The organism is Flavobacterium sp. CFS9, from assembly GCF_041154745.1.
GTDB lineage: Bacteria > Bacteroidota > Bacteroidia > Flavobacteriales > Flavobacteriaceae > Flavobacterium.
On sequence record NZ_AP031573.1, the window covers coordinates 432,086 to 457,102 of the forward strand.

General features: G+C 34.7%; 29 protein-coding genes. 3 read left to right on the forward strand and 26 right to left on the reverse strand.

Annotated elements, in window-relative coordinates:
• From ACAM30_RS01670 to ACAM30_RS01755, 18 genes are all read right to left on the reverse strand, one after another.
• The gene (locus tag ACAM30_RS01670) at positions 1-873 is read right to left on the reverse strand and encodes a DNA cytosine methyltransferase (RefSeq protein WP_369616930.1); all 873 of its coding nucleotides are present in this window, start codon (positions 871-873) and stop codon (positions 1-3) included.
• 11 nt (positions 874-884) lie between these two features.
• Positions 885-1,346, reverse strand: a complete 462-nt coding sequence (locus ACAM30_RS01675; protein ID WP_369616931.1) for a P27 family phage terminase small subunit — start codon at positions 1,344-1,346, stop codon at positions 885-887.
• A gap of 113 nt (positions 1,347-1,459) precedes the next feature.
• Positions 1,460-1,786, reverse strand: a complete 327-nt coding sequence (locus ACAM30_RS01680; protein ID WP_369616932.1) for a hypothetical protein — start codon at positions 1,784-1,786, stop codon at positions 1,460-1,462.
• A 2-nt stretch (positions 1,787-1,788) separates the two neighbouring features.
• The gene (dnaB, locus tag ACAM30_RS01685; protein ID WP_369616933.1) at positions 1,789-3,312 is read right to left on the reverse strand and encodes a replicative DNA helicase; all 1,524 of its coding nucleotides are present in this window, start codon (positions 3,310-3,312) and stop codon (positions 1,789-1,791) included.
• The gene (locus tag ACAM30_RS01690) at positions 3,312-3,983 is read right to left on the reverse strand and encodes a helix-turn-helix domain-containing protein (protein ID WP_369616934.1); all 672 of its coding nucleotides are present in this window, start codon (positions 3,981-3,983) and stop codon (positions 3,312-3,314) included. The genes dnaB and ACAM30_RS01690 overlap by 1 nt, the downstream gene beginning before the upstream one ends.
• A gap of 44 nt (positions 3,984-4,027) precedes the next feature.
• Positions 4,028-4,483, reverse strand: a complete 456-nt coding sequence (locus ACAM30_RS01695; protein ID WP_369616935.1) for a hypothetical protein — start codon at positions 4,481-4,483, stop codon at positions 4,028-4,030.
• Entirely contained in the window at positions 4,470-5,189 is a 720-nt protein-coding gene (locus tag ACAM30_RS01700; RefSeq protein WP_369616936.1) for an HNH endonuclease signature motif containing protein, read from the reverse strand. The genes ACAM30_RS01695 and ACAM30_RS01700 overlap by 14 nt, the downstream gene beginning before the upstream one ends.
• A complete protein-coding gene (locus tag ACAM30_RS01705) occupies positions 5,167-5,463 on the reverse strand; it encodes a hypothetical protein (RefSeq protein WP_369616937.1) in 297 nt (98 codons plus the stop codon). The genes ACAM30_RS01700 and ACAM30_RS01705 overlap by 23 nt, the downstream gene beginning before the upstream one ends.
• Before the next feature lie 10 nt (positions 5,464-5,473).
• Positions 5,474-6,172, reverse strand: coding sequence for a hypothetical protein (locus tag ACAM30_RS01710; RefSeq protein WP_369616938.1), 699 nt, complete (start codon positions 6,170-6,172; stop codon positions 5,474-5,476).
• Between the two features lie 14 nt (positions 6,173-6,186).
• Entirely contained in the window at positions 6,187-6,606 is a 420-nt protein-coding gene (locus ACAM30_RS01715; RefSeq protein WP_369616939.1) for a hypothetical protein, read from the reverse strand.
• 11 nt (positions 6,607-6,617) lie between these two features.
• Positions 6,618-6,914, reverse strand: a complete 297-nt coding sequence (locus ACAM30_RS01720; RefSeq protein WP_369616940.1) for a hypothetical protein — start codon at positions 6,912-6,914, stop codon at positions 6,618-6,620.
• Positions 6,901-7,947, reverse strand: coding sequence for a reverse transcriptase domain-containing protein (locus tag ACAM30_RS01725; protein WP_369616941.1), 1,047 nt, complete (start codon positions 7,945-7,947; stop codon positions 6,901-6,903). Before ACAM30_RS01725 ends, ACAM30_RS01720 begins: the two co-directional genes overlap by 14 nt.
• Positions 7,948-8,074: 127 nt before the next feature.
• Positions 8,075-8,452 (reverse strand): hypothetical protein, encoded by a 378-nt coding sequence (locus ACAM30_RS01730; protein ID WP_369616942.1) that lies wholly within the window; start codon positions 8,450-8,452, stop codon positions 8,075-8,077.
• Positions 8,453-8,463: 11 nt separating this feature from the next.
• Positions 8,464-8,946: a hypothetical protein gene (locus tag ACAM30_RS01735; protein ID WP_369616943.1), complete on the reverse strand. Its 483-nt coding sequence runs from the start codon at positions 8,944-8,946 to the stop codon at positions 8,464-8,466.
• A 1-nt stretch (position 8,947) separates the two neighbouring features.
• Complete coding sequence (locus ACAM30_RS01740; protein WP_369616944.1) at positions 8,948-9,433, reverse strand: hypothetical protein; 486 nt, start codon at positions 9,431-9,433, stop codon at positions 8,948-8,950.
• 9 nt (positions 9,434-9,442) lie between these two features.
• Positions 9,443-9,610 carry a hypothetical protein gene (locus ACAM30_RS01745; RefSeq protein WP_369616945.1) on the reverse strand — a complete coding sequence of 56 codons (168 nt, stop codon included), beginning with the start codon at positions 9,608-9,610 and terminating at the stop codon, positions 9,443-9,445.
• Between the two features lie 287 nt (positions 9,611-9,897).
• On the reverse strand, positions 9,898-10,125 hold the full coding sequence (locus tag ACAM30_RS01750) for a hypothetical protein (protein WP_369616946.1): 228 nt from the start codon (positions 10,123-10,125) through the stop codon (positions 9,898-9,900).
• 11 nt (positions 10,126-10,136) lie between these two features.
• On the reverse strand, positions 10,137-10,394 hold the full coding sequence (locus ACAM30_RS01755) for a hypothetical protein (protein ID WP_369616947.1): 258 nt from the start codon (positions 10,392-10,394) through the stop codon (positions 10,137-10,139).
• 164 nt (positions 10,395-10,558) lie between these two features.
• Between ACAM30_RS01755 and ACAM30_RS01760 the strand changes: the two genes are divergently transcribed.
• Positions 10,559-10,951: a helix-turn-helix transcriptional regulator gene (locus ACAM30_RS01760; RefSeq protein ID WP_369616948.1), complete on the forward strand. Its 393-nt coding sequence runs from the start codon at positions 10,559-10,561 to the stop codon at positions 10,949-10,951.
• 37 nt (positions 10,952-10,988) lie between these two features.
• Positions 10,989-11,354 (forward strand): hypothetical protein, encoded by a 366-nt coding sequence (locus ACAM30_RS01765; RefSeq protein ID WP_369616949.1) that lies wholly within the window; start codon positions 10,989-10,991, stop codon positions 11,352-11,354.
• Between the two features lie 719 nt (positions 11,355-12,073).
• Here ACAM30_RS01765 and ACAM30_RS01770 read toward each other — a convergent pair.
• The 7 genes from ACAM30_RS01770 to ACAM30_RS01800 form a co-directional block, all read right to left on the reverse strand.
• Complete coding sequence (locus tag ACAM30_RS01770; RefSeq protein ID WP_369616950.1) at positions 12,074-12,652, reverse strand: DUF4833 domain-containing protein; 579 nt, start codon at positions 12,650-12,652, stop codon at positions 12,074-12,076.
• Between the two features lie 224 nt (positions 12,653-12,876).
• A complete protein-coding gene (locus ACAM30_RS01775; RefSeq protein ID WP_369616951.1) occupies positions 12,877-13,308 on the reverse strand; it encodes a GtrA family protein in 432 nt (143 codons plus the stop codon).
• A 1-nt stretch (position 13,309) separates the two neighbouring features.
• Positions 13,310-13,996, reverse strand: a complete 687-nt coding sequence (locus ACAM30_RS01780; protein ID WP_369616952.1) for a CDP-alcohol phosphatidyltransferase family protein — start codon at positions 13,994-13,996, stop codon at positions 13,310-13,312.
• Positions 13,997-14,149: 153 nt separating this feature from the next.
• Entirely contained in the window at positions 14,150-14,956 is an 807-nt protein-coding gene (locus ACAM30_RS01785) for a phytanoyl-CoA dioxygenase family protein (RefSeq protein ID WP_369616953.1), read from the reverse strand.
• Positions 14,957-15,182: 226 nt separating this feature from the next.
• Positions 15,183-15,971 carry an SDR family NAD(P)-dependent oxidoreductase gene (locus ACAM30_RS01790; RefSeq protein ID WP_369616954.1) on the reverse strand — a complete coding sequence of 263 codons (789 nt, stop codon included), beginning with the start codon at positions 15,969-15,971 and terminating at the stop codon, positions 15,183-15,185.
• A gap of 698 nt (positions 15,972-16,669) precedes the next feature.
• The gene (locus ACAM30_RS01795; protein ID WP_369616955.1) at positions 16,670-17,653 is read right to left on the reverse strand and encodes a hypothetical protein; all 984 of its coding nucleotides are present in this window, start codon (positions 17,651-17,653) and stop codon (positions 16,670-16,672) included.
• A 244-nt stretch (positions 17,654-17,897) separates the two neighbouring features.
• Complete coding sequence (locus ACAM30_RS01800) at positions 17,898-18,728, reverse strand: M57 family metalloprotease (RefSeq protein ID WP_369616956.1); 831 nt, start codon at positions 18,726-18,728, stop codon at positions 17,898-17,900.
• A 569-nt stretch (positions 18,729-19,297) separates the two neighbouring features.
• Here ACAM30_RS01800 and ACAM30_RS01805 point away from each other — a divergent pair.
• Positions 19,298-22,012, forward strand: coding sequence for a S8 family peptidase (locus tag ACAM30_RS01805; protein ID WP_369616957.1), 2,715 nt, complete (start codon positions 19,298-19,300; stop codon positions 22,010-22,012).
• 290 nt (positions 22,013-22,302) lie between these two features.
• Here ACAM30_RS01805 and ACAM30_RS01810 read toward each other — a convergent pair whose 3' ends face one another.
• Complete coding sequence (locus ACAM30_RS01810) at positions 22,303-24,501, reverse strand: alpha-galactosidase (RefSeq protein WP_369616958.1); 2,199 nt, start codon at positions 24,499-24,501, stop codon at positions 22,303-22,305.
• Between the last annotated feature and the right edge of the window lie 516 nt (positions 24,502-25,017).

Consider the following 25,017-nt stretch of genomic DNA (forward strand, 5'->3'; position numbering starts at 1 on the left):
TTAATTTTTAGAAAAATATCTTTTTAGTTCATTTCCAACCCACAAACCAACCGGACACGAGACACCATTTCCAATCATTCTATAAGCAGCAGTATCAGAACAATTAAATTCAAAACTATCAGGCACACCCTGTAATCTTGCATACTCACGAACTGAGTAAGGACGAACTCCCAACGGGAAATTTTTATCAGCTATTAACCTTGTAGATTTATCTTTTGCATAATGCGCTACAGCAGTTGGTGCAATATCATTTTTGTCCGGATCAGAAATTATTGGTAAATCTCTATAAACACCGTTCATTCTTTGATAGATAGCTTTTGGTAGTGAAACGTTGGGATGCTTTTCGACAATGTGCTTTAATTTTACGGCATTTCCTTTTTCTGGTTCACGCCAATTGAAACTTTTTTTACTTCCAATAATTATTAATCGATCACGGCGTTGTGGCAACCATGTTTCGGTTTTTATAGGGCAGAAGGTTGTAACGTAGTATCCTGGCAATTTTGTCATTGCCTCCATAACAACAGGAAAAGCACGCATACCCGGAACGTTTTCGATAACAAATACTTCAGGCAAAGCAATTGCCATGTGACGAAATGCATGTAAAAAAAGTTCGTCGCCTGTACGGCATCCGTGTATGTCTGAAATTGTACTGTATTTTGTACATGGATAAGTAAAAACCATTACATCAGTTTCCATATCAGAAATAACTAACTTTTCTTTCAAATCGACACAGGTTACTTTATGACTGAAATTTTTTTTCTGAACTTTACAACAGGTTTCATCGATTTCAAATGATTCTGTTATTTCGATTCCAGACATACTTAAACCAATATCGAAAAGACCACCACCAGAGAAATAAGATTTTAAATTCATAAGTTTAATTTTTAGCCGTGTTTTGCATTTAAGAATTCTGTAAATAAATCGCCTTGAGCCGGATCAGTTGTTTTCATTTCTACAAGCTTGCTGCGATCCTTGAAACTAAATCCGAAATGTTTGGATAGTTCATCAATTTCTTTAATCATTTTTTCACGAACGGTGATGTGACCGGAAACATTCGTTGCACCACCTTTGAAGGTTTGAATCAAACCGCCATCGTAACCTAATTCAGCAATTTTATTTTCAGCCTGAACATAATAATTAACAGACTTCGCCAAACGGTGTAAATGAATAAGATCCGGCTTTGTTAATTTTTTGGTATCAACTAATTGCTGACCAAAGAATTTATACCAAAAAAGTTGCTCTTTGGATAGATTTAATTCAGCAATTGGTTTTGGCAATTTTGGTAAAACCTCATAAAGATTTTTATTAACTTCAGCGATTTCGCCATCGCCTTTTATAATTTTCATATTTGTAGACATATCACTAATATTTAATATGTTAGACCCCCCTATCAAAAATAACGCTGCGAGTAAAATTCAGGCTAAACAGCGATGTACGCACCTCAGAGCCTTTGGAGATTTTACCCCATACCCCCTCGGTGACGTTCTTTTCCAGATTTAGAATCGTGATGTTTTTTACATCTTGACTTTAACCACTTCATATCATACGGATCATCACCCCGAGCCATCAACACCTTTGCTTGTGTATCGTGGTCTGCAACAGTGGCCGCAACCACAAGACCATCAGCTTCACAATCACAACACAACGGAAAAGATTCAAGTTGTAGCTTTCGAATATTTCTCCACTTCCTTCCATTGTAATTAAAGTCCTTATCTGTTCTTTCACGCTCGAAAGCTACTCTTTCTTTTACCCAGCTTCTTTTAACTTTTCTTGGTTTATTTGCCATTATTAGAAAGGATTATCGTTGTCATCATAATCATTATTACTACTTAAATCTTCTATTGAATAGAAAGCTTCATTAGGCATTGTTTTAGGAATATCCTGAACACCACTGACACACTCTTCAACAGAATCATCCTGTATTTTTCCATCTGAAAACTTTGTTTTATTTTCATCATAATACAATCCGATTGTACCAACTCCACCATGCCTGTACTTTGCAACAATAAACTCAGTATTACAATCAATATCCAACACTTCGTCATCAACTTCTAAACCATAGTAAGCAGAACGATAGATAAAACACACAGCGTCTGCATCCTGCTCAATATCACCACTCTCTTTTAAATGATGCAGCGCGGGTCTCTTATAAGCAGTCTTTTCAACTTCACGAGATAGTTGCGCTAAACCGATAACAGTTATACCTAATTCTTTTGCAATAGCTTTTAATCCATTAGAGATCTTACCAACACGAATTCTAATATCTTCACTACCATCACTACCAGCTAATTGAATATAATCTACGATAAGCATCTTAATATCATGCTTACGCTTATATAACCTTGCTTTTCTTTTAATCTCACCAATAGTCAAAGCTGGTCTATCATCAATAAATATTGGCAATCCCCTTAGTTCATTTACAGTTTTCAATAAACCTTGAAAGTACTCAGCCTTTTCAAATCCAGTTTTAGTTAATTGATTTAAATGGAAATTACTTTCATTCGCAATAGTTCTAGTAGCCAACTGTTCAGTACTCATTTCAAGTGATATAAAACCCACTGCACTTCCAGACTTAGCCGCACCAAGCATAGTATTTGTTACAAATGCTGTTTTACCCATTCCAGGACGTGCTCCAACAACAATAAAATCAGTCGGTTGCCAACCTCCAAAATGTTTGTTTAATTTTTTAAATCCAGTATCAACACCAGTCAAACTGCTATCGCTATCAGTCAACATCTTCACACGATCTACAGCCGCATTTAAAGCATCTGCATAAGTCATTTCAGACCTTCCTTTGTCAACAATTTCATTAACTTTTGATGTTTCAACATCCATGTAGTCAAACAATTGAAAAACATCTGAATCAGAATCATAAGCCAATTCAATTATCGATGATGCAACTTCAATAGCTTTTCTTTTCATGTACATTTGCAAAACAACTCTTGCATGATATTCGATATGTGCAGACGAAGCTATTTTTTGAGTTAAACCAATTAAATAATAATCACCACCGGCAATATCCAAACTCTTTTTTTTCTTTAACTGACTTGATACTGTTAATAAATCAATAGGTTGTGAAGTTTCAGAAAGTTCAATTATTGCTTCAAAAATCACCTTATGAGAATCTTTATAAAAAACTTCCGAATTATTAAACACCTGCAACAATTCATCAATACCTCTAACATCCACCATCAAAGCCCCTAAAATTGCCTCCTCCAAATCAATTGCCTGAGGAGGCAGTTTTCCTTTTTCCAACGAAATAATTTTCGTGAGCTGAACAGGATTAACTTTATATTTTTTTTCAGTATTCATTACGATATTCTTTTTCTGGAAGGAGAAACAATCTCTAAATCTTCTTTTCGCAATTGCTTAACAGGCTTTTTCATATTTTCAACATAATTTATAGCAAACCTTGTCAACCTTGCATTAATTATTTTTGTTGTAAACTCCAAAGACTCTTCATCAACTTTCAGATTAAAAAGTTCTTTAAATTTCCCCCACTCAGTTACATCAAATTCTTTTCTAAACCTCATTTGAAAAACTTCCCAATCAGAAGGACAATTTTTTTCAAAAAAAGCGAGAGCAGTTTCCTCTATTTCCTTATTACTATTATCTTTCTTGCTTATATCTTTCTTACTAATATTTACCGATTTTCCAATAGTTGGATTTTCCAACATTGGATTTTCCAATAGTTGGTTTTCCAATGGTTGGAAATAGGAAATTGGTTTTTGATTGTTAGCATCAAAATAAAGGTGATAATCGACCACAAAACCGTTACCAGATTGTTGCTTTTTTCTTACCAAATAACCTAATAATTCCAACTCTTTTAAACCTTCAGAAATAGCCGATTTTGACTCTTTACACTGAAATGCAATTTTATCCACCGAGAAATTCCAACCCTCAGGCTTAGACTGCATAAAGGCAAACAAACCCTTTGCTTTTAACGATACTGTATTATCGTTTAACAACGTATTCGGAACCATTCCATACGGAACGTTTTGTTTGGTTAGTTTTGCCATAAAACCACTTATTTACCTTGAAATATTTTAATCAAATTCACTCGACTATTTTCCATACCAATAGCGGTTTGAGCTACAGATGTAAGCATCTTTGCTTTTGTCTCTAAAAACGATATATCTTCATTGGTTGCATTGTCAATCTGACCAATCAAAACATCAAAAGACACATTCAATTTTTGATATGTACTCGACATTTCTGGAACAAAAACAGTAGGCTGTTTTACCAGCAATTCAGTAGGCATAAAAGTTTGTTTTTCAGGAATACTATTCGTATCAAAACAATTCTTTTCTACTTTTTCATAGAAATCTACAAAACGATCCATCGGAACCTGAATTGTTTCTTTGTTTGTCAATATCATGATATTAGAAACAACCTTTTTACAGCTTTGAAAACAATATTTTTTGCCATTGTGAGAAAAAGTTTTCCCAGTCAGCAATACGGTTAATTTTTCAATTACGTCCATTTAATCTTTTCTTTTTAATTAATAATTTTCTTCTCAAATCAACTAGATTTGGCATTTCTTCAATAATTTTATTTACAGCTTCAGGCTCTTTTATACCTATAAACCTTTTTACGATAGACGTATCGCACATACTATTTTGAAGCAAATTTTCTTTCCGTGTCTTCAGAACTAAATTTTCAGGCTCAAAATTCCGATTATCACCATCTAAAAACTCAACAATCATCCCTTTAGGTATTGATCCGTAATTTTGCTCATAAACAATCCTATGCTTAAACTCAAAATTTTTATTGTTTGATTTGCCATTTTTAAGATGCCTTACTTTAACTTCTATATATCCATCTTTAGAAAGCCTTTCATAACCAATAGACTGAGTATTATGAGGGTCAGAACCTTTTTTAAATTGTGTTTTTTTTGTATTTTCAATTTTTTCAGGAGACATGTAATCCTTTTGCTTTAAACCCTTATTCCAACCTGGTTGATTTTGCTTAAAACGAGTATCAAAACCGATGTCATTATCCTTAGAAATACGTCCAGACATTGGACTTTTCATAAAAGCATCACTTTTATGCAGACCTAATTTTGAAGCCTGTCCAGCAATTCCGGAGACAGTTCTATTAGGCAATAATTCAATAAGATCAATTGTCGGTTTATCTGGATAATTCTGAATCATAATTTCAGTTTCTTCAGTAGTCCAAAATTTTCTCATAAACATTCTTAATTTTAATTTCAAACCCAGGTACAACTTTCAACATCCACTCAATTTCCTTTACTACAGCGGGGACATACAACCATGAAATTTGATAATAAGCCCCAATAACACGAGTACTGTAATTTTTGGTTTTTGAGATAATAAAAACAGCCACTTTTTTCACCAACGAGTCACGAAGCCTTACTATTTCAGAACGCTCACAGCCAAATTCTAAACTGATAGCTAATTCTAATTTTTCCGCATATTCATCATCAAAAGCGACTGTTTTCATATCTTAAGTTTTAATATTCAAAAACCTTTAATTCAGGATGTAATGCTTTAATTTGATTCAATTGATTATCTAAAACTTTTTTAGACTCCAAATCGATAAATTCTTTCAAATCAGGAGAAATCAAAGAGCAGCTAAAATCAGCAGTGATGTTTATTTCAACTTCAAGACGCTGTTTTTCCTGCCCAACAAAAACAGGCAGCTCTAAGAAAAAACCAGTAGGAATATTTGATTCCACAACCTGATTAATCAACGCACGTTTATTACCACGTTCATCTGTTTTCGCTTCAAGGTCACGATTTACCTTTCCTTCAAAATTTCTAAGCTCAGCAACCAATTTCATTGCATAATCTTTGTTTTCGAAGTAATGACGATTCATTTTTATGAAATCAGCCAAATCAAAAGTGCTGTAAGATTTTCCGGAATTTATGTTGAATTTTTCTAAATCTGGATGAAGTTTTAACGAACCTTCAATTACATCTGGATTACGCTCACGTGCATCGTATAGTAATTTTAAATACAATTTATCATAACAAAATTCAAGTTTAGAATGTTCAATAATTTCAGCACTCACAACTTTTTTAGACAAGTATTCTAAAGCAGAATTAATCGAACCCCCTTTTACTTCAATAGCTTTTTTATGATAAACAGGCTCTGCCGTTCCATTTAGAATTGTCAATTCTTTAACCCCGTTTTCAACTGTAATTTTCAAATTTTCACTCATGATTACTCAGCTTTTCTTAAATGATCTGTTATACTATATTGTTTTTCATCTGGTCGAAGTTCTCTCTCAAATACCAGTACTCCATCTTTTGAGTAGTAACCCATTTTCTCCTCTCTCAAATCTTTCAGCAAAAAGACCTTTTCCCTAACTTCCTCAACCTGTGTTCGAATCATTTGTAAATTCTTAACAATTTGCTGTTTGATTGGCTTTACTTCAGACTTAAAAACTTCTTTCGCAATTTTTAACTCCTGTTCAGCCCGATCCACAATTATCATATCCTGAGACAATCCAGATTGCAGTTCCTGAATTTCTCCAACTGTCAATTCACGTGGATACGAAAAATCTTCCATCTTATCGGCAACGCTTTTCAATTGTTCTAAACGATTTTCAGGACTTTCATTTTGTAAAATCTTTTTCTCCATACTTAATTTATTTACGCAAACTCTAAATGTTCGCCATTTTTAATAATCTTAGTTTTAAAAGGAAAACCGTCTTTAGGCACTTTTTCAATCATTTGAATCAAATATTTACCACCCGTAAAAACAACTCTATCCTCGTCACGGTATTCTATTTGCATATCCAAACGATCTCCACGATTCTCAAATTTTGACGGTTGAATTTTATAACCTTTTACGACTATCTCCTTATCTAAAATCTTAGCTGTATTTATTTTTTCACCGACAAAATTTTCTATTACCGGAGTTATTTCGAAATCTTTAAAACTTTTCATCTGGTATTAATTTTTTAATTAGGTGTTTTGAATTGCAATGTTTTGCCCAACCCCAATAGGCTGCCAGAACACTCCTATCCTTATTTTTTGACACTGCTTTTGCAAATCGTTTCTTAATTGACTTTCGAAGCAAGACATACTCATGATAAAACCTATAACCTAAAAAATCGATCCCTCTCTCACTAACAGGAAACACCTGGTAGTTTTCCTTGACATCAAGCTTTAATTTTTCGCTCAAATACACTTTAATTTCTCCTAAAAGAGAATGCAGATACTTTTTATTACCCGACAGAATCACAATATCATCTGCATATCGGAAATAGTACTTAACTTTTTTATTCTCTTTTATCCAGTGATCAAATCCGGTCAAAAAGTAGTTAGCGAAATACTGACTTAAATAGTTACCTATCGGTAAACCATCGGCACTGTCAATAATTTCATCCAACAACCAAATAAGATCCTGATCTTTAATTTTTCTTCTCAGAAGCATTTTTAAAACATCATGATCAATATTTGGATAGAACTTTTTGATATCCAGTTTCAAACAGTACTTAGTACCTGGAACATCTTTCAAAGTGAGCTTCAATTTATCAGATGCAGCATGTATTCCTTTTCCCTTTATGCAGCTGTAAGTATCAGTCGTAAAAACCGACACAAACAGTTTCTCAAGATGTATCATTATTGCATGATGCATTATTCTGTCAGGAAAATATGGAAGCTTGTAAACATCCCTTTCTTTTGGCTCAAACACTTTGAAAACTTGGTATTCAGAAGTTTTATAGGTTTTGCTTTTCAGCATTTTATGAAGCTTCAAAATATCAGCTTCTTTATTCTGATTATGCAACACAACCCCATATTGCTTCTGTTTACCTTTTTGAGCAACTTCATCAGCTTTTCTAAGATTTTCTAAGCTTATTATCTTTTCGTATAAATTACTTACTCTTTTCATGCCTTGCTTAAACAGGTCGTTTTCCCATAAGTACCAACGCCCTTTTAATTGTGTGATTTTTTGCCATGCTGGCAAGGTTTGCAATGATTAAATATCTTCTTTGCTCGGTGGGAGCTGACATTCGAATTCGTATTCCAGTTATCGTAGTTGTTGTACGAAAACCCGACACCCGAAGGAGAACTGTCAGCAACTCACTGCACAACCTGTTACTTTATTTCACTTCCCTTTCATAAACCATGAATGCTTTATAAAGATCTTCATGATTGTCAAAAACTCGTTTTGCGACTTCTCTTGATTCAGAAACAAGGCGGGAGCCGACAGCCGAATACGTAACCCGGTCACCGTAGCCGGCGTACGAAAACCCGACACCCGAAGGAGAACCCATTTCGGCAATAGGAAAATATTTATACTGATCATAATTTGTAAAATCAGGCTTGAAATTCGGATTATGATAATCAGTTGCAACCATCAATTTTGCGATTGCCTTGACAGCTTCAACATGTCTCTCAGGAATTCCCGTTACAACTATTGCATTGACGTCTAAATTTTCACTTTCGAAGATTTCTTCGATTGATGCATTTTTTTTCATGATAATTGGTTTTATGTAGTTCTTGATTTTTGGTACTCTGGTAAAAATTTCTTTACTGCATCCAACAGATTCAGTTTAGCATCAGGACCGACAAATACAAGGCGGGAGCCGACACCCGAATACGCATTCCAGCCAACGTAGTCGGCGCACGAAAACCCGACACCCGAAGGAGAACCCATTTTGAAATAAGCAAAATACTTATACTCATCTTCATTGGTCCAATCAGGAAACCTACTTTCATTATATGCCGCAACAATAAGAACCTCTAAAGCCTGCCCGATCTCATGATCTGCGAATCCATCCCACTTACGATAAAAATCTGCTTCAGTAGTATAGTTCAATTCAAAAACATCCTGAATCGTTTGGATTCTTTCTCTGATATTTTTTACAAACACTTTTTTACCAAATAGGTTTTCAAGCATTGTTTTCTGTTTAGGCGTAGCCTGGCCATGTGCTCTTACAGCATCCGTTTTATTTATCTGAATTGTTTCCATATTAAGCAGATTCAGTTATCATTAATGGTTTGTAAATTTCCTGCTCGAAAAGCTTTCCGGCATACTCAGCCAAATCACTTGATTTAAATGCAAGGCGGGAGCCGACAAGCGAACGCGCACTCCAGCGATCGCAGTCGTAGTACGAAAACCCGACACCCGAAGGAGAACCCATTTTGAAATAAGCAAAATACTTATACTCATCTTCATTGGTCCAATCAGGAATCCAGCCCTCATTGAATAATTTCGCCACAAGTTTTGCTTTTCTGTAAGCAACTTCATCAGATTCCAATCCATGACACGATAAATCAAAATCAGATTTCACAATATTCAGTTCTGAAAGAACATCATCAAACGACTTGATTCTTTCTTTGATTGATTTTAAGAAAACAGCTTTTCCCAGCAAGTTTTCAAGAAGCGATTTCCCTTTTGTGGTAGCTTCATCATGCGCTTTAATCGCATCTTTTTTGTTGATTTGTAATGTTTCCATAGTTTATATTTAGTTTAGGCATTCATCAAATTGATTAGATTTCGGCTTCTGCTTTTTGATGTAGATTTTGTAAAAACAAACCGACATTCCAACAGCAAACCACAGAATCACAAATATTACAGCAAAGCCAAAACAACCCAGAATCAGCCAGCCAAAAGCCTTAATTATCTCCACCATGATTTCTTTATTTTAGATTCAGGAAACATTGCATAGTGATACTTTTTCTCTCTGCGATTTACATTTATAGCCATTATTAAAATCCATATCAAAAACACGTTTGCACCACATAACATCGCTATAAATATTGCGTATAAAATATTATCTAAACACATCTTCCACAGCTTTTACATTGTTCAATCATATCAAAATATGATTCAGGATAGCAAACACGAGTAGCAGAATTGCACACCAAGTCAATTGGCTCTTGCACTTCTATTTCATTTATAACTTTATGTTGTTCAACGCTAACTTTTTCCATGATATTTTTTTAAGTAATCCGGCTTAGTTCCCCTTATTTTATTGTCAATCATTTTAGAATACTTAAACTCTCGATCCTTTTTAGTTTCTTTTAGCGTGGTACTGGGAATATTAAAATTCCCAGCCACACCATAACCTCGAATAATTTTCAAGGCCACTTCTAACGTCTCCCGCAAGACATTTAAATCGTTTTCAGGTATAAGAATCATTTTCATAAAAGGATTAATCAGGAAGTTTTCAAACCGTCGTAAATCTTTTCTAAATCTTTGTTCAGTTCAGAATCTTTCACCCTTCCCGCCCAAAAATTATCTAATTTTTTCATTCCTTCACGAGTATGATATGAATGATCTGCATCCATAATCAACTCTACAAACCCTTCCCTTTTTACAAAACCGAGCGCCTTATAATTATTAAGAATACGCACAGCATTAACCAGCAAAGCCATTTCTTCATTTACCGGAATTATTTGTATAATATTTTCCATATATTTGTCTTGTCTTGTCAAGTTTGGCATGTGAATTGTTATACAACAACAAAATTATTTGACAAGACAAATATATGTACAATATTTTACATACAACACAATTGTTGCACAATATTTTACAAACTTTAACATTGTTTTATGTTTTTTATTACAAATCAAGATCTATGAACGATTTAAATATCAAAGAATTACGTACTCAGAAAGGGTTATCACAAAGTGAATTAGCACGAAAGATTGGTGTTTCCAGGCAGACAATTGTAAATTATGAAAAAGGCGAAGTGATCCCTGAATCAAAAAGAGATATTCTGTACAATATTTTACAACCAGATCATATAAATTTATTAGCCGAACCTGTAGAATATTTCACAAAACCAATCACTGGTTACACCAAGAAAATCGCAGAAAAAGAAGAAGAAATAGAGGCCAGGCTTGAAACAATAAAACTTTTAAAGGATAAAAAACAAGATTATAGCCATCAGGAAAAAATTATTTCAATTTTAAAAGAACAAATAGAAATCATAAAACAAGCTGAGGAAATCCATAAAAAAGAAGAGTAGAAAATTCTTATATTTGGAAAAATGTAAAACTTTAGATATGAAAAATTTACTTCTCACAATGATTTTAACTACAGTATTTTGTAATGCTCAAACGGCTCAATACAACAAAATTGATTCAGAAAGCAGTTTTAAAGAGTACATGTCAAAAGCAGGAAACACAATAAAAGTTGGCGACACTTTAAATATTGGCTACCCAAGAGCAGGTGATAGATTCATGTTTATAACTCAAGGAAACGAACCAACAGGAACAGTAATTGCAAATGCAAAAGTAGTAATAACCAAAATAAAAACAATCGGTAACAAAAACAGAGGCTATAAAACCTATCTACTTTTCAAAGGATATGGCATGATTCCAGTTTATATCGATTATGAATCTGCATTCGAAACAGGCGAATTAAAATAACCTGACTCATCATAAAACACATATTTCCAAATATAAAACAGTGAACAAAAAAGTGAACAAAAACTAATTTTTAACCATTTTAATTTGTTTGTAAAGTCAATAAATTCAGTTACTTATTTTTTAAAAAACTCACGTTTTAGTTTTCGATTCCCGGCGACTCCACAAAAAAATCGCAATAATCTAAACTTAGATCATTGCGATTTTTTGTTTTTAAGAACTTTTCGAAGAGCGGGAAAACTAACACAATCAAAACTTTCATCTATTATTTTTTTTAGTAAACATAATCAGACTCAATTATACTAACTTATGAGATACAACGTAATTATTCATGAATCAAGATCGCACTTGACCATTATAGATTATTCTAAAGGAACCGGAACCACCCCCCCCCGCTCTCCGGAGTGTTCATCTTTTTTACGCTGCGCAAATGTCCCGCTCTCCGAAGTGTTCTTCTTTACGTTGCGCAAATGTCTCTGACTTTGCGCCATTTTAAACAAATATAATTGAAAAACAGAAACTTCATAAAATCTCTGATTTTAAAAATAACTTTCTTAGAATATTTCTCCTGAATGTAAAAAAATCCACAACAATAAAAAAAAACTAAACGTAAAAAGTCGGGAGACTTTTATCTCGTTTATAATTTCTAAGGAACAAAAAAGCGCAAATTCAGAGACATTTGCGCAGCTTTTCATGAGAAAACTTCGGAGAACGAGGATATCTTATTTCAACAACATTCTTTCGGTAATTGTTTTATTGGAGAGCGCCTCAATTCCAGTCACTTCGGCATACTTTACGTTGGGTAACCAGAAAGAACCTCCTTCAATGCGTACAAATATTTTTTCTACCTGTATTTTTTTCTGGTTTACATTTGCAAAAACATGGTATTTTTGATCCGCCTCTATCTTTTTCAAGGTTAAGGCCAACTTTTTATACGAAACAAATTTAAACTCGAACTCCTCATTATCCAGCGTTTTACTCTCTATTCCATAGGCAAATTTGCGTTGTAAATAATTAAGCTCTTTTTTTTCTCCTTTCTCAGCATATCGAATCCAATACGTTTTTATAGGGTTGCTTTTGTTTATCTTTCCATTTTCCTGGTAGTTTATGGCATAAATAGCAGTGTTTATATTAGGGTCCCGCTGAATATAAAATAGCATATTGTCTATATTCTTAGGTGTTGGGAAATTTAATGGCGACGGATTCTTAGATTGTGCCGCCAGATTTCCTGAAAATATCAGTACTAAGATCCTTATTACGATCAGTGATTTTGTAAAATCTTTAAAGTATAATTTATTCATAACGAAAATTTTATATAAGCTGTTGGATGTAATTGTTTTAACACACTTCGACTCCGCTCAGTGCAGGCTGGAAACATTTTTCACGCAGATTAAGCGGATTGCTACGCCTGTTCGCTATCGCTCGGGTTTGCAGATTTTATAATCTCTCTATTTGGTTAATCTGTCGCTAGTATTTTTCAACACATAGAAAAACTATGACTTACAACCGACTGGTTATTTCTATATTAATTTGATTCGACTACGTTTTGTTTTTTGTTTGCTCTAAAAACCCAATATTTTATCAGCGGATAATTAAATCCGTAAGAGACAAAACTATCTGTGATTAATCTTCCGATTTTATAATCGATTTGAAATGCTTTTTGAAAAATAAGCGTCCCAAACGATTTTAAAGAAATACTTCCCAAAACCACTAACGCAAACTTAAAAAGCTGACTATTGATGCGATTTTGATAGCCCGACTGATTTTTAAATACCCAAAATCTATTGATGCTGAAATTGATAACTGCGCCAACGGTTCCGGAGATTAGAATAGAAAAGGTAAAATGCAACTTGAATATTTCTGTTAATAAAATCATCAGGCCATAATCGGTAATGCCTCCTAAAAATGCCGCGACTTGTGCCTGCAAAAAAGTGAAAATGGATTTTTTACTGAACATATCAGTCCTGGTACTTGTCTTTTAAATCACCCAGTTTTAAAAGCCTTACACTGTCTATCGTATTAATTACAAACAATATAATAGTAATTAAGCCTGCCAAATAGGTGATTGATCCGTGAAATAAAATTTCTATAATTAAAATTAAAGCAATGATAAATCGAAGCTCGGTTGGACCAACAAAACCGGAATCGATACTGTATTCATTTGTAATTTTGTAGCGCAACTGACTGATGATGATCGACCAGCCATACAAGGCGACAAAAGCAAAGGCTACTATTTGTGTGCCATTTTTAGCATAAATGTAGTAGCCAAAACCTATGAGTACAATACCAATCCAATCGGCAATAATATCGAGTGCAAAACCGTACCAACGGCGTGGAATATTTCTGTAATACGCCAATCTCCCATCTAAAGAATCGCCTAACCAATTTACTCCCAATCCGATAATCGCCAAAAGCAAATACCAATCGGTTACATAAGTTCCTAAAACAAAAGCTAAAAAAATTAATCCGGAACCAAGCGTCCCAATTAAAGTGAGACCGTTTGGCGAAATGAATTCAGGCACCTTTGGAAGTAAAAATACAATCGTTGACTGTTCTGCTTTTTTTAAAATATTAGTTCGCTTACGGTCTGAAAATGCTCTTTGTACAATGGCGCTATGCTCTTCAGTCTGTGTTTCTTTTCCCATTAATAGCGCAATATTTGTAAGCCGGATAGTATCGCTACTTCCAGTCTAACCATTTTTAATTTTATTTTCCTTGGCGTATTTTTAAAAAAATCGGCAGTTCTTTTTAGCTTACCTGATCTAACCAGATAACTAAATGCGATAACAAACAGCATATTACTTAACTATTCCTGCAAAACGTTGATAAAAAACCGTTGGGCTATTCTCGTTTTTAGGAGCATATTTTCCTGCTATAATAGGAACATAAATAACTCTCCTTCTACTTTCTTCGCCACGGATAGAGGATTCTGCCACTCTGTGCCACAAACGGCCATCGTGAATGGTTAAATCTCCTGCTTCCGGATTGATGGAAACTTCCTCTGAATCGGGTTTATTATCTAAAAAGTATTTTTTGCGAAAAAGCATTTGATAAACACTTTGCTTATGGGTGCCGGGAATGATTTTAAGACCTCCATTTTCGGGTTTTAAAGTACTTAGGTGAATCCCCACATTTAACATTGGGTTTAATTTTGCCCCATAAAAAATATCTCTCAACCCATCTGTATGCCAGCCCATTTTGGTAAACTTACTTTCCGGTCCATTGATATAATGATTAAAAACCATTCCGTCTTTTTCTTCGGTGCCTAATCTTGCGTCATCGCCTGCTAATTGCAGTAAACCATTAAATCTTGGATCCAGTAAAAGACCGCTTAAGGTTTGGTGATGCTGATTGATAAAAGCAAAACGCTGTACAATAGGAGAACCATCTAAATCTTTTCCGTATTTAATTGGAACGCCGTTTACCTTTTTCAGGTCATTGTCAATCCACTTTTGCTCTACTTGTTTTGAGGCATCAATAATTGATGAAACCGTTTCCGGATTTATAAATTTTTTGAAATGGATAAAACCATATTCGTTAAAAAAGTCAATTTGCTCAGTAGTTAATTGTTCAGTAAGGGTAAATGTTTTATAAGAAGATATCATAATAAATAGAGTTTATAATTGAAAGAATAGTGTTTATATTTTTTTCTAAAAGATCAGCAACAGCAACAACAGCACATTCGCATATTTGCGTGCATTCGCTCTTTATAAAAATTAAACAAGTTCTTTTTATTATACATATTCTATAGAATTAGTAGATATTAAAGCGAAGATAATACAATTTATCTTTCGTAAAGCATATTTTCTTACTTTTTTTTCGAAAAAAAAATTAAACTTTATAAATTCCGGCGGCTGTTTTCTCGATAAATCCCTTTGGCAGTAAGCGATTAGCATAGACTGAAATAACATTTGTAAACCCCGGAATAACTTCAGATTTTTTGCTGAACATGGCTTTTACGGCAATTTTCGCCACCTCATCAGGCTGCATATTAAACTTTTCGGCCATTTTGTTAAGTGGATTTAAGCCAGCTCTTGCAGCAAAACCGGTATCAACCGGACCCGGACTAAAACAGGTTACCGAAATGGAAGTTTTAGCAAGTTCGAAACGCAAAGCACGGGTAAACGATAAAACAAAGGCCTTTGTAGCAGAATAAACAGCCAGTGTAGGTACGGCCTGATAGGCAGCAGTACTTGATATATTTAAAATGTAAGCTTGCTTTTGCTGTAAAAGTATCGGCATTAATAAATGTGAAAGCTCTACAATTACATGCATGTTAAGCTGCATCATGCCAAGCTGATCGGTCAGCGAAGACGCACTAAAATCGCCCCACACACCATAACCGGCATTGTTAACTAAAATACCAACCGGATAATTGTTACTTTTTATCCAATCGATTACTTTTAGGGAGGCACTATTTATTGAAAGATCAATTGGTAAAATTGGAGCAGCGATACTGTATTTAGTCTGAAGATCATCAGATAATGCTTTTAATTCCTCCTCACCTCTTGCCACTAGCAATAGCGGATAACCTTGTTTAGCCAATTCATAAACAATCGATTTTCCAATGCCTTTGCTGGCACCAGTTACTAAGGCATACGGTTTATTATTTTCGCTCATTTCACTAATTTAATTCCCAAATATAAAAATTAATTGCACCTCACCATTAACGCATTAAATAAAAAAATACTCGCCTTTCTTACAATATAATTTGGTACATTCAGAAGTACGTTCTTTTTTATTCAATGGTACACTACATAAATCAATGATTTATCTTAGTTTGAATACATCAAAAAAAAGCTTCGACTTCGCTCAGCCAGACAACCGTTATTACAGAACCAAGTGTCACCCTGAGCGGAGTCGAAGACTTGTAACCTCTAAAGGTTTATCAAAAAAAAGTAGTACAGATTAAAAGGATTTCGGAATGTAAATTTAGAAGTAAGAATTTTTGATTAAAGATTAACGATTTCCGATTAAACATTAAATATCAAAAGAAGGCTTCGACTTCGCTCAGCCAGACAACCGTTATTACAGAACCAAGTGTCACCCTGAGCAGAGTCGAAGGCTTTTAACCCCTAAAGGTTTATCAAAAAAAGTAGTACAGATTAAAAGGATTTCGGAATGTAAATTTAGAAGTAAGAATTTTTGATTAAAGATTAACGATTTCCGATTAAACAGTAAACTACTAGCTTTAAGAAATTTACCCCATCTTAAATCAAAAATCGTTAATCAAAAATCAGCAATCATTTTATCTTTTTCCCCTTAGCCGAATGACATTGGAATATAACAACAAAGACTTTTAAACTAACTCGAAAAGCCTAAAGATGCTTTCTAACATAATTGATAATTTCCTTAATTATCTCCTCTACTGCATTGGCTTCTGGGCTAAATTTACTTCCGTCAAAATATCGGGCATCAGTACCATTCCCGGTAGGAGAGCAATGGTGTACATCGATAGATTCTCTCCAAAAATTAGCGTGATTTTTCCACTCTTCTTTATTGACCAAAGCGGGTTCAGTAAACCAAAGATTCCATGACAAGGTATTTCCGGGCTGAAGCATGTTTCCTGAACCAATATTAAAAGCTTTCATGATTAAATGATTAAAATCATCAACAACTTTGTCTTTGGTTAACTTAATATCTCCAATTTCAACGGCCAGATAAGCGGTAGCAAATGCTTTACCCTCATGTAATGCAAACGGAGGATTTTCAAATTCAGGATTTAATCCATGTATCACTTCAAAGATAGGCTGATCAGGATCATTCTGCTTGTGTGTAGTAACTCTTATGGCATTATCTTTATTCAATGGAAATTTTGGAAAGCTATATTCCAATAGCGGCCAAATCTCTTTGATCTTATCGCCTTGCTGTTCATTTGGCGTTAACCAAATTTTACCTTCCACTGTCATGTCTATGGCGATCTCTTTTGTTACTTCGTTAACCCAGCCTCTTTGTCCGGTAACCGTAACCTCAACATTTATACAAATTTCATCTTTAAGCCAGACTCCCTGCTGCGGGCAGATAACAGAATACACCCGACCTTCATCAGTATAACCCGCTCTGGAAATGTAAGGTGCAAATTGTTGGTAACATCTTCTCTTATTAGGACTGTCTTTTTGGGTTTCCCAGCTAAATTCAGGCCACCTTACGCCAAGCTGACGTTGTAAAAAACTAATATTATCCATGTTACTCAACATCGGTAAAGAGGAAAGATCCCGTGTTGGATATAACATAGGTGAACCTGCTGGCGGGAATCCGCCAACCCATCCCGTTGGAATAGGTGAATTTTCATTGTTTTGCATGATTTGTCGATTATTAGGGTTTAAGTAATAAATCTAGTACAAAATAGAATCTTACAGCTACGTAGAATTACCCGTTTTACTTTTAAGTTACTGTTTTTTAACCAAAGAAATCAGGATTGACATGAGGTGTTCAACTACCTTATCAGCAAACACAAAATCTGAAGCAATTACCCAAAACAAAGTGAGGCTGCTCCAATTACGGAACAGCCTCGAATATTTTGCAAAGAACGCTTTAATTCAACTTCTAATATAGGTAATTCAGAGCAGTAATATCATTACTATTGAAAGCTCCTGTTTCATTTGAGCTGAAACATGCTCTCATGTATGAAGTTGAATCATATCCTGTAGGAGTTCCCGGAATATGAATTGCTCCAACACCAGCAGCTCCTTCGTTTGAATTTTGTCCACAGCTTTGACGGCTAAAATAGTCTGTATGACGTAAACCAATACAGTGACCAATTTCGTGCGCTGCTACGTGAGCGTTTACATTTACTGAATAAGTATCTAATCCAGAGTACAATGTAACTGAGTTATAAGGATTTCCTCCAGTAGGGAATCCGGCTACTCCACCGGCACCTCCGGATTGTCTTCTTACTACTATGTTTGCACCTGTAGTACTTGATCCGAAAGTTAGTGTAAAGTTAATCGTCAATCCTAAACTATTGTATCTGTTTACTGCTGCACGTAATCCGGCTTGCATATTAGCAGAAAGAGCTGTTGTACCTGTTCCGGTTAATCCAACAATTTTAATAGTTCTTGGAGCACCTACCAAGTTAGTAGTACGATATTGCTCTGAAGTGATACCTCCGTGAAGATCCATTTGTTTCAATTGTGCATCCGTTATAACGATGTCACCTTCAACCAGGTAAGCATCTTCAGTGGTACCGTCTAATTTGGTATTTTTAATTACCTGAACATCATTGTTGTTCAATGCAAGTGAGCTAATTTTATCTAACACATCTTGTGACACTGTTAGAGCTTCTTTGTTTGGTTGAGTTACCTCATCCTCTTTATTACAAGACAATAGCGATAGCGCTATACACGACAAAAGTAAGGTTGTTTTAATTGTTTTCATTTAAAAGTGTTTTGGTTAGTTAAATAAGTTGATATTTTTAGGGTCTTTACAAAATATTACTACTTTATTGTCAAAACTACATAGATTTAGTATTAAAATACTTATAAAAGCAGTAATTTAACAAATTAAATGTATTTTGTTAAATTATTTTTCTATTTTTTATGCAATAATCGCATAAAATTTAGTATAAGCCCAGCGAAAACAAGCAACACAATATAAATCAACATGTTACACCAAAACAAAATCTCAAAAAAAATTAATTTTAGATTTCGTATACTTCGCGGGTGAAAACAAATCTGATAAATGCTTAACAGCTTCGAAATACAGTTGAAAGTTCCTAAAAATTAACCGAGCCTCCCAAAATCAGGGGTTCCGAACGAAATAAAAACGAATAAAATTTTTACAAATATTTTGATAACTTTGATTTTTTAGCGACGATATTCGATTCAATTAGAAGTATTTAAAAAAGATTTCTATCGTAAACTTAAAAAGTAATACATCGCTAAAAAAGTCAGTTTTTGTCATAATATTGATCAAAATGGTTACAATTGCCCTAACACCTATAGTAAATGAAGATAAAAATTACATCCCTCCTTTTTATGGCAACGACCATCTGTTTGTCGCAAAACTCCAAAAAATGGGAGCAATACTTAAAGAAAGAAAATGACGGAACATTTGAAAAATACTCACTTACGGATATCGAAAATGCACATCGCAATCAGTACACTATTGTAAAAAAATTAGACGCTGCCTATTGTATTGTTGAAAATAAAAGTTCAAAATACAATCGGTCGTCGAAAGAGGTACTTCCCGTTAATAATCTGTGGAAATTGCCCTCGGATTTTTCAAATCATCAAGAAAACAAAAAATACATCATAGCCACTAATACTATTGAATCGCTCCTTACTGATTTAAAGCTGGCAAACATTTCTGTTATTAAAATACTTGATGATCATCTTGTAATTATAGAAAGTGATTCCAAAACCATTCTTGATAAGATTATTTCCTTGAGCAGCGTCACTGCTGTTTCACAAGAAGCACTGCAACCTGAAAGCGAGTCTAAAATAGCAGATCAAAACTTTACGCTCAATGCCATAAATAAAGCGCTTATTCATTTCCCTCTTCTCACAGGTGAAAATCAAATTACCTCTATCAAAGATGAGCTTTTTGATACAAAAGATGTTGATCTCTTCAACAAACATATTCCTTCCTCAACACAATCTTCGACGGTATCAAGCCACGCAACCGCCATGGCCACTATAGTTTCGGGATTGGGAAATAGCTCTGTTTTAGGAAAAGGGGTTGCCATAAAAGCGAAGTTACAATCGTCTGACTTTTTAAATCTCTATCCCGATGAAATAGCCACTTTACAGGGTGCCACCACTCAAAATCATTCTTATGGTACAGTGATTGAGAATTTTTATGGTTCACTTGCAAATGCTTACGACAATCAATTGGCCTTAAATCCCGATTTGACGCATTGCTTTTCATCCGGTAATAAAGGATTGGAAGGCTATAAATCTATCACCGGTAATTTTAAACAATCTAAAAACAGTATTGCCTTCGGTTGTGTAGATCAGAATGAAGTCATCCTGTCTTTTTCATCAAAAGGCCCTGCTTATGACGGCAGAATAAAACCAGAAGTAGTTGCTTACAGCTCGCAAGGGACATCAAATTCTACTGCATTGGCCACTGGAATTATCACTCTTATGAAGCAACAGTATAAAACGATACATAATACTACTTTGTCTAATGCCTTAGCAAAAGCCATTCTCGTTAATAGTGCAAAAGATTTGGGCAACACTGGCCCTGATTTTACCTATGGCTTCGGTAATATCAATGCTGATAAATGTCTGAAAACAATCAGTGAAAACAGATTTATAAACGATAAATTGGCCTCCGGTCAAACCAATTCACATACTATTACACTTCCTCCAAATGCGAAAAACTTAAAAGTAACCTTAGTCTGGAACGACTTACCCGCTCCTATTAACAGCAATATAAGTCTGGTAAACGATTTAGATCTGGAAGTCATTTCATCCGACCATACTACTTTCTTGCCCTGGATTCTGAATCCTGAAGTTCCTCAGCAGCCCGCCACTAAAGGAAAAGACAAACTGAATACTGTCGAACAGGTAGCGGTTGAAAATCCGACTTCCGGGACTTATACTATTACTGTTAACGGTACATACGTCTCAAATGCTTCTCAGGATTACAGTGTCGCTTACGAATATGAGCCGGAAAATCAATTTGAATGGAACTACCCTCTTGCTAACGATAATTTCCCTTATGATGGTAAAATAGTTTCTCCTTTCAAATGGAGCTCTTCCTTTTCCGGTGCCTCCGGTCAATTGTCGATCAGTTATAATAATGGACAGACCTGGGAGATTATAGCAAATAGTATCCATTTAGATAGCGAACAATTTACTTATGCTCCTGCAGAGAAAAAATTCTCGAAAGCAAAACTAAAAATGACCATTGGCAATACAGATTATATATCGGATTCCTTCACCGTTTCCTACGATTTAAACATCAGAACCAGTTTAGTATGCGACGGCACAACAGAAATTAATTGGGACAAACCTGCAGATGTTACCTCGTTTAGAATTTATCAACTGACAAGTGATCATTTAGAATTTAAAGAACAGGTAACTGACAACAATTATGCTTATACTGACGGAAAAATTTACACTGTTACTCCTGTGATAAATGATAGTGAAGGAATAAAAAGCGAGTCGACCTTACAGTATGATCCAAACTCAAATTGTTACTTTGAATTGACTTTGGCTGAAGTTTTGGAAGAAGACCAAATAAAGGTCAGTGCCAGTGTTTTTAGCTTGTACAACATCAAAAGAATAGATTTAGTAAAGATCAATAATTCAACTGAAAGTGTCATTAGTACTCTCAACGATGTTCAATCGAAAACCTTCTCTTTTCTGGATACAACTCCAATAAAAGGCAGTAACAAATATAAAATCAATATCATATTAGGGAGCAATACTACCGTAAGTTCCCAAATTATTGATGCTAACTATTTAGGTGATGATTTGTTTCTGATTTACCCAACACTATTAAGCAAAAATGAAGAATTAAATATTGAAGCAAAAAAAGTGGAAGCCGCTACTTTTTACCTATACAATGTTAGCGGACAAAATATTATTACTTCTTCATTTCTTTCTAAAATCAATACTATCAATTTAAAAAATACGCCCTCGGGAATTTACCTCTATAAAATAATAACTAGTTCAGGTGGAGTACAAACGGGAAAGATTGCGGTTTTTTAAACTGATTACTTATAATCGTTTTTTACATTTGATACTCAAACCCGACAGGTATTAAAAACCTGTCGGGTTTAAATGTTTCTATGTCTAAGATTTTTTTTCACACGCAGATTCCGCAGATTCTCTAATCTTTTCAATCCATTAATCTATGGCTATTACTTTTCAACATGCCCAAAAGGTCATAACTATCCATTTAAAACTATCTGCATATTGCTTTACTCTCAAAATAAAAAAGCCCTTCAAATGGAGATTTTCCATCGAAAGGCCTTTCGTCTATACAAAAACTAATTTAACTACAATTCTGTAATTTCGAGAACAACACTGCTTTCGACTTTAGACGAAGAAACGCGTAAACCCACATTCATTAAATAATCTCCAGTAAAAGATTCTCCGGATTCTTCGACTGATTTCTTTGCTTCGGGCATCAGATTTATTTCTTCCACTTTATAGGTTTTATTTGGATCTAACCCTTGGAAACGAACTGCATTGTATTGCGGATCATAAAGCGGATGAAGCGTATAAGAGAACAAAACAGCCTTGCTTTTTGACTCGTTCACATACATTAATACAGCACGGCTTTCGTCATAAGGAGAAATCATTCGGTACAGGTCACCATGCCAAATTACCGGACTCAATCGCTTATAATTGGCTACGGCCTCCTGACAATATTTCAATTCTTTTTCTTTCAGTTCTTTTACATTAATATCAAAACCTAATTTGCCCATCATCGCTACATCAGTCTTGAATTTAATCGATTGATTTCCCCAGGAAGTTACATGGTTACAAATCGAAAAGGCGGGAAAAAACTGCGAATATCCCCATTGGATGAATACTCTGTTGAAAGGATCGGTATTGTCGCTTGCCCAAAATTCTGTAAAATATTGAAGCAATCCGTAATCGGTTCTGCCTCCGCCACCGGCGCAAAGCATCATAGGTAAATTTGGATATTTCATTTTAATGCGATCCAAAACTTTATACAAACCTCTGGTGTATTCAATAAACAAATGTGACTGCTGATTTTTCAAATAGGCCGAATAAGCATTAGTCATCATTCTGTTGCAATCCCATTTAAAGAAAGCTACTCCTTGTTTGGTCTGCATAATATCGTCTACTGTTTTGAATACGAAATCCTGCACTTGCGGATTACATAAATCTAAAACCAATTGGGTACGATAATAGCTTTCCGGTCGGTTGGGTAATTTCAGCACCCAATCCGGATGTTTCTCGTACAATTCACTCTTCGGATTTACCATTTCGGGCTCAATCCAGATTCCGAACTTAATTCCTGTCTTTTCAGCTTCCTGCATCAGGAAACCAATACCATTTGGCAGCTTGGTTTTAGTAGCCTGCCAATCTCCAAGTCCTGATTTATCACCGCTTCTTGGATACTTGTTTCCAAACCAGCCATCATCCAATAAGAACATATCAACGCCCAACGTTTTAGAATCGGCAAACATGTCGGTCAATTTCTTTTCATCAAAATTGAAGAAGGTCGTTTCCCAATTGTTCAATAATGTCAGACGGGATTTTTCTCCATCTTTCACTCCGTATTTTTTAGCCCATGAATGCAGGTTTCTACTTGCCTGCCCTTTTCCTTTATTCGAAAAAGTATAAATAAAAGAAGGTGTTGTAAATACTCTCCCAGGCTCAAGATTATATTCGGAAGCAAACGGATTGATTCCGGAACTGATTCGAAGCGAGTTCTTATTGTCTAATTCAAAAGTAAACTTAAAATTACCGGACCAGGCAATGGTTCCCGCCACAAGTTCACCTGAATTTTCATTGGCTTTAGCATTTAGAGACAAAAAGAAAACCGGAGTTTGATACATATCGGTACGAACTCCTAATTTCGAGTCAATTATCTTGGTACCACTTGTCAATTCACTTTCCTGCATGCGAGCTTCTTTGGCCCAGTCTCCGTGAAATTGAGTTAACCAATAATGATCGGCATCAAAATGCAGCATCGATGACGCGTAATTGTACAACATAACCGGTTTCTTTTCATGATGCACAATTTCGGTCCATTGTTCTATTGTATTCTCGTTGTAAAAGGCTTTATAATGCAGTGTAACTTCTACCGGATACACAGGGTCTTTAAGTTTGATAATAGTTTCCGTCGTGTTAGCATCTAATTTTTGTGTACTATGATTCACGTAGTTTAATTCCAAAGAAGGATTACCATCATTATGCGTCATTCGAATTGCGGGTTCAAACAAATTCTCAGTTCCAAAAGTCGGGTAAGCCTGATGTCTTAAATTAACCAGCGGATTTCCATCGTTAACCACAAACGATTTTGTACTTTCTTTCGAAACTACATTGTATCCGGAATTATCCCTAAGTTTTGTCCCTAAATAAGACTGATACAGCACACCGTTCTTTCCTGCCTTTAAAATCAAAGCAGTATTCTGAGTCTCAATCTGAATTTGTTCTCCCTGTGCATTAGCTTTACAAAGCAGCATTGTAAAAACCAATAGAAATAGTTTTTTTTTCATAAAAAATGGTTCGGTAATAGTAAGAGATTGCTTCTTATGTTTGGTTTGTGGTATTCCTTATTCTATTTTCATTTAGTCAAAAATGAATTTCAAAAGTATAACAATCAAACAATAACCCATACCAGTACCCACCAGTTTATTTTAATCTTGCGTAAAATGAATTTTATACCACTTCTGCTACTATTTTAATTCTGATACTATATTACCCACTTTTAAGGATGAAAATGATCATCATGATCATTAAAGCAAAAAATCTGATAAAATCTCTTTTTACTTCCTTCCATAAGAAAAGTAACTTTTTTAATTGTCTTAATTAATCTCTCTAAAATCAGGTAAAAACCTTATTTGCAAAAGCATTTCTGCTATTTTCATGCAAATCTATCCTCCCTGCTGTTTTCTAAAAAAAATCATTTTCTATTCTTCCATTCCGGCAGTCCGTTTAGTTTTGACTTTCCAAAATACAAGAAAATTCTTCCATTACAAATGGTTCGTGGTTTTGTGCTTTATATTCATATA

Coding starts and splice junctions, on each gene's coding strand:
- ACAM30_RS01700 (WP_369616936.1), bottom strand. CDS start 5,189: ATGAGAAAATTTTGGACTACTGAAGAAACTGAAATTATGATTCAGAAT.
- ACAM30_RS01740 (WP_369616944.1), bottom strand. CDS start 9,433: ATGGAAACATTACAAATCAACAAAAAAGATGCGATTAAAGCGCATGAT.
- ACAM30_RS01785 (WP_369616953.1), bottom strand. CDS start 14,956: ATGATATCTTCTTATAAAACATTTACCCTTACTGAACAATTAACTACT.
- ACAM30_RS01720 (WP_369616940.1), bottom strand. CDS start 6,914: ATGAAAAGTTTTAAAGATTTCGAAATAACTCCGGTAATAGAAAATTTT.
- ACAM30_RS01690 (WP_369616934.1), bottom strand. CDS start 3,983: ATGGTTCCGAATACGTTGTTAAACGATAATACAGTATCGTTAAAAGCA.
- ACAM30_RS01770 (WP_369616950.1), bottom strand. CDS start 12,652: ATGAATAAATTATACTTTAAAGATTTTACAAAATCACTGATCGTAATA.
- ACAM30_RS01805 (WP_369616957.1), top strand. CDS start 19,298: ATGAAGATAAAAATTACATCCCTCCTTTTTATGGCAACGACCATCTGT.
- ACAM30_RS01675 (WP_369616931.1), bottom strand. CDS start 1,346: ATGAAAATTATAAAAGGCGATGGCGAAATCGCTGAAGTTAATAAAAAT.
- ACAM30_RS01750 (WP_369616946.1), bottom strand. CDS start 10,125: ATGAAAATGATTCTTATACCTGAAAACGATTTAAATGTCTTGCGGGAG.
- ACAM30_RS01775 (WP_369616951.1), bottom strand. CDS start 13,308: ATGTTCAGTAAAAAATCCATTTTCACTTTTTTGCAGGCACAAGTCGCG.
- ACAM30_RS01810 (WP_369616958.1), bottom strand. CDS start 24,501: ATGAAAAAAAAACTATTTCTATTGGTTTTTACAATGCTGCTTTGTAAA.
- ACAM30_RS01800 (WP_369616956.1), bottom strand. CDS start 18,728: ATGAAAACAATTAAAACAACCTTACTTTTGTCGTGTATAGCGCTATCG.
- dnaB (WP_369616933.1), bottom strand. CDS start 3,312: ATGAATACTGAAAAAAAATATAAAGTTAATCCTGTTCAGCTCACGAAA.
- ACAM30_RS01715 (WP_369616939.1), bottom strand. CDS start 6,606: ATGGAGAAAAAGATTTTACAAAATGAAAGTCCTGAAAATCGTTTAGAA.
- ACAM30_RS01670 (WP_369616930.1), bottom strand. CDS start 873: ATGAATTTAAAATCTTATTTCTCTGGTGGTGGTCTTTTCGATATTGGT.
- ACAM30_RS01780 (WP_369616952.1), bottom strand. CDS start 13,996: ATGGGAAAAGAAACACAGACTGAAGAGCATAGCGCCATTGTACAAAGA.
- ACAM30_RS01795 (WP_369616955.1), bottom strand. CDS start 17,653: ATGCAAAACAATGAAAATTCACCTATTCCAACGGGATGGGTTGGCGGA.
- ACAM30_RS01745 (WP_369616945.1), bottom strand. CDS start 9,610: ATGGTGGAGATAATTAAGGCTTTTGGCTGGCTGATTCTGGGTTGTTTT.
- ACAM30_RS01765 (WP_369616949.1), top strand. CDS start 10,989: ATGAAAAATTTACTTCTCACAATGATTTTAACTACAGTATTTTGTAAT.
- ACAM30_RS01730 (WP_369616942.1), bottom strand. CDS start 8,452: ATGAAAAAAAATGCATCAATCGAAGAAATCTTCGAAAGTGAAAATTTA.
- ACAM30_RS01790 (WP_369616954.1), bottom strand. CDS start 15,971: ATGAGCGAAAATAATAAACCGTATGCCTTAGTAACTGGTGCCAGCAAA.
- ACAM30_RS01755 (WP_369616947.1), bottom strand. CDS start 10,394: ATGGAAAATATTATACAAATAATTCCGGTAAATGAAGAAATGGCTTTG.
- ACAM30_RS01680 (WP_369616932.1), bottom strand. CDS start 1,786: ATGGCAAATAAACCAAGAAAAGTTAAAAGAAGCTGGGTAAAAGAAAGA.
- ACAM30_RS01760 (WP_369616948.1), top strand. CDS start 10,559: ATGAACGATTTAAATATCAAAGAATTACGTACTCAGAAAGGGTTATCA.
- ACAM30_RS01735 (WP_369616943.1), bottom strand. CDS start 8,946: ATGGAAACAATTCAGATAAATAAAACGGATGCTGTAAGAGCACATGGC.
- ACAM30_RS01705 (WP_369616937.1), bottom strand. CDS start 5,463: ATGAAAACAGTCGCTTTTGATGATGAATATGCGGAAAAATTAGAATTA.
- ACAM30_RS01695 (WP_369616935.1), bottom strand. CDS start 4,483: ATGGACGTAATTGAAAAATTAACCGTATTGCTGACTGGGAAAACTTTT.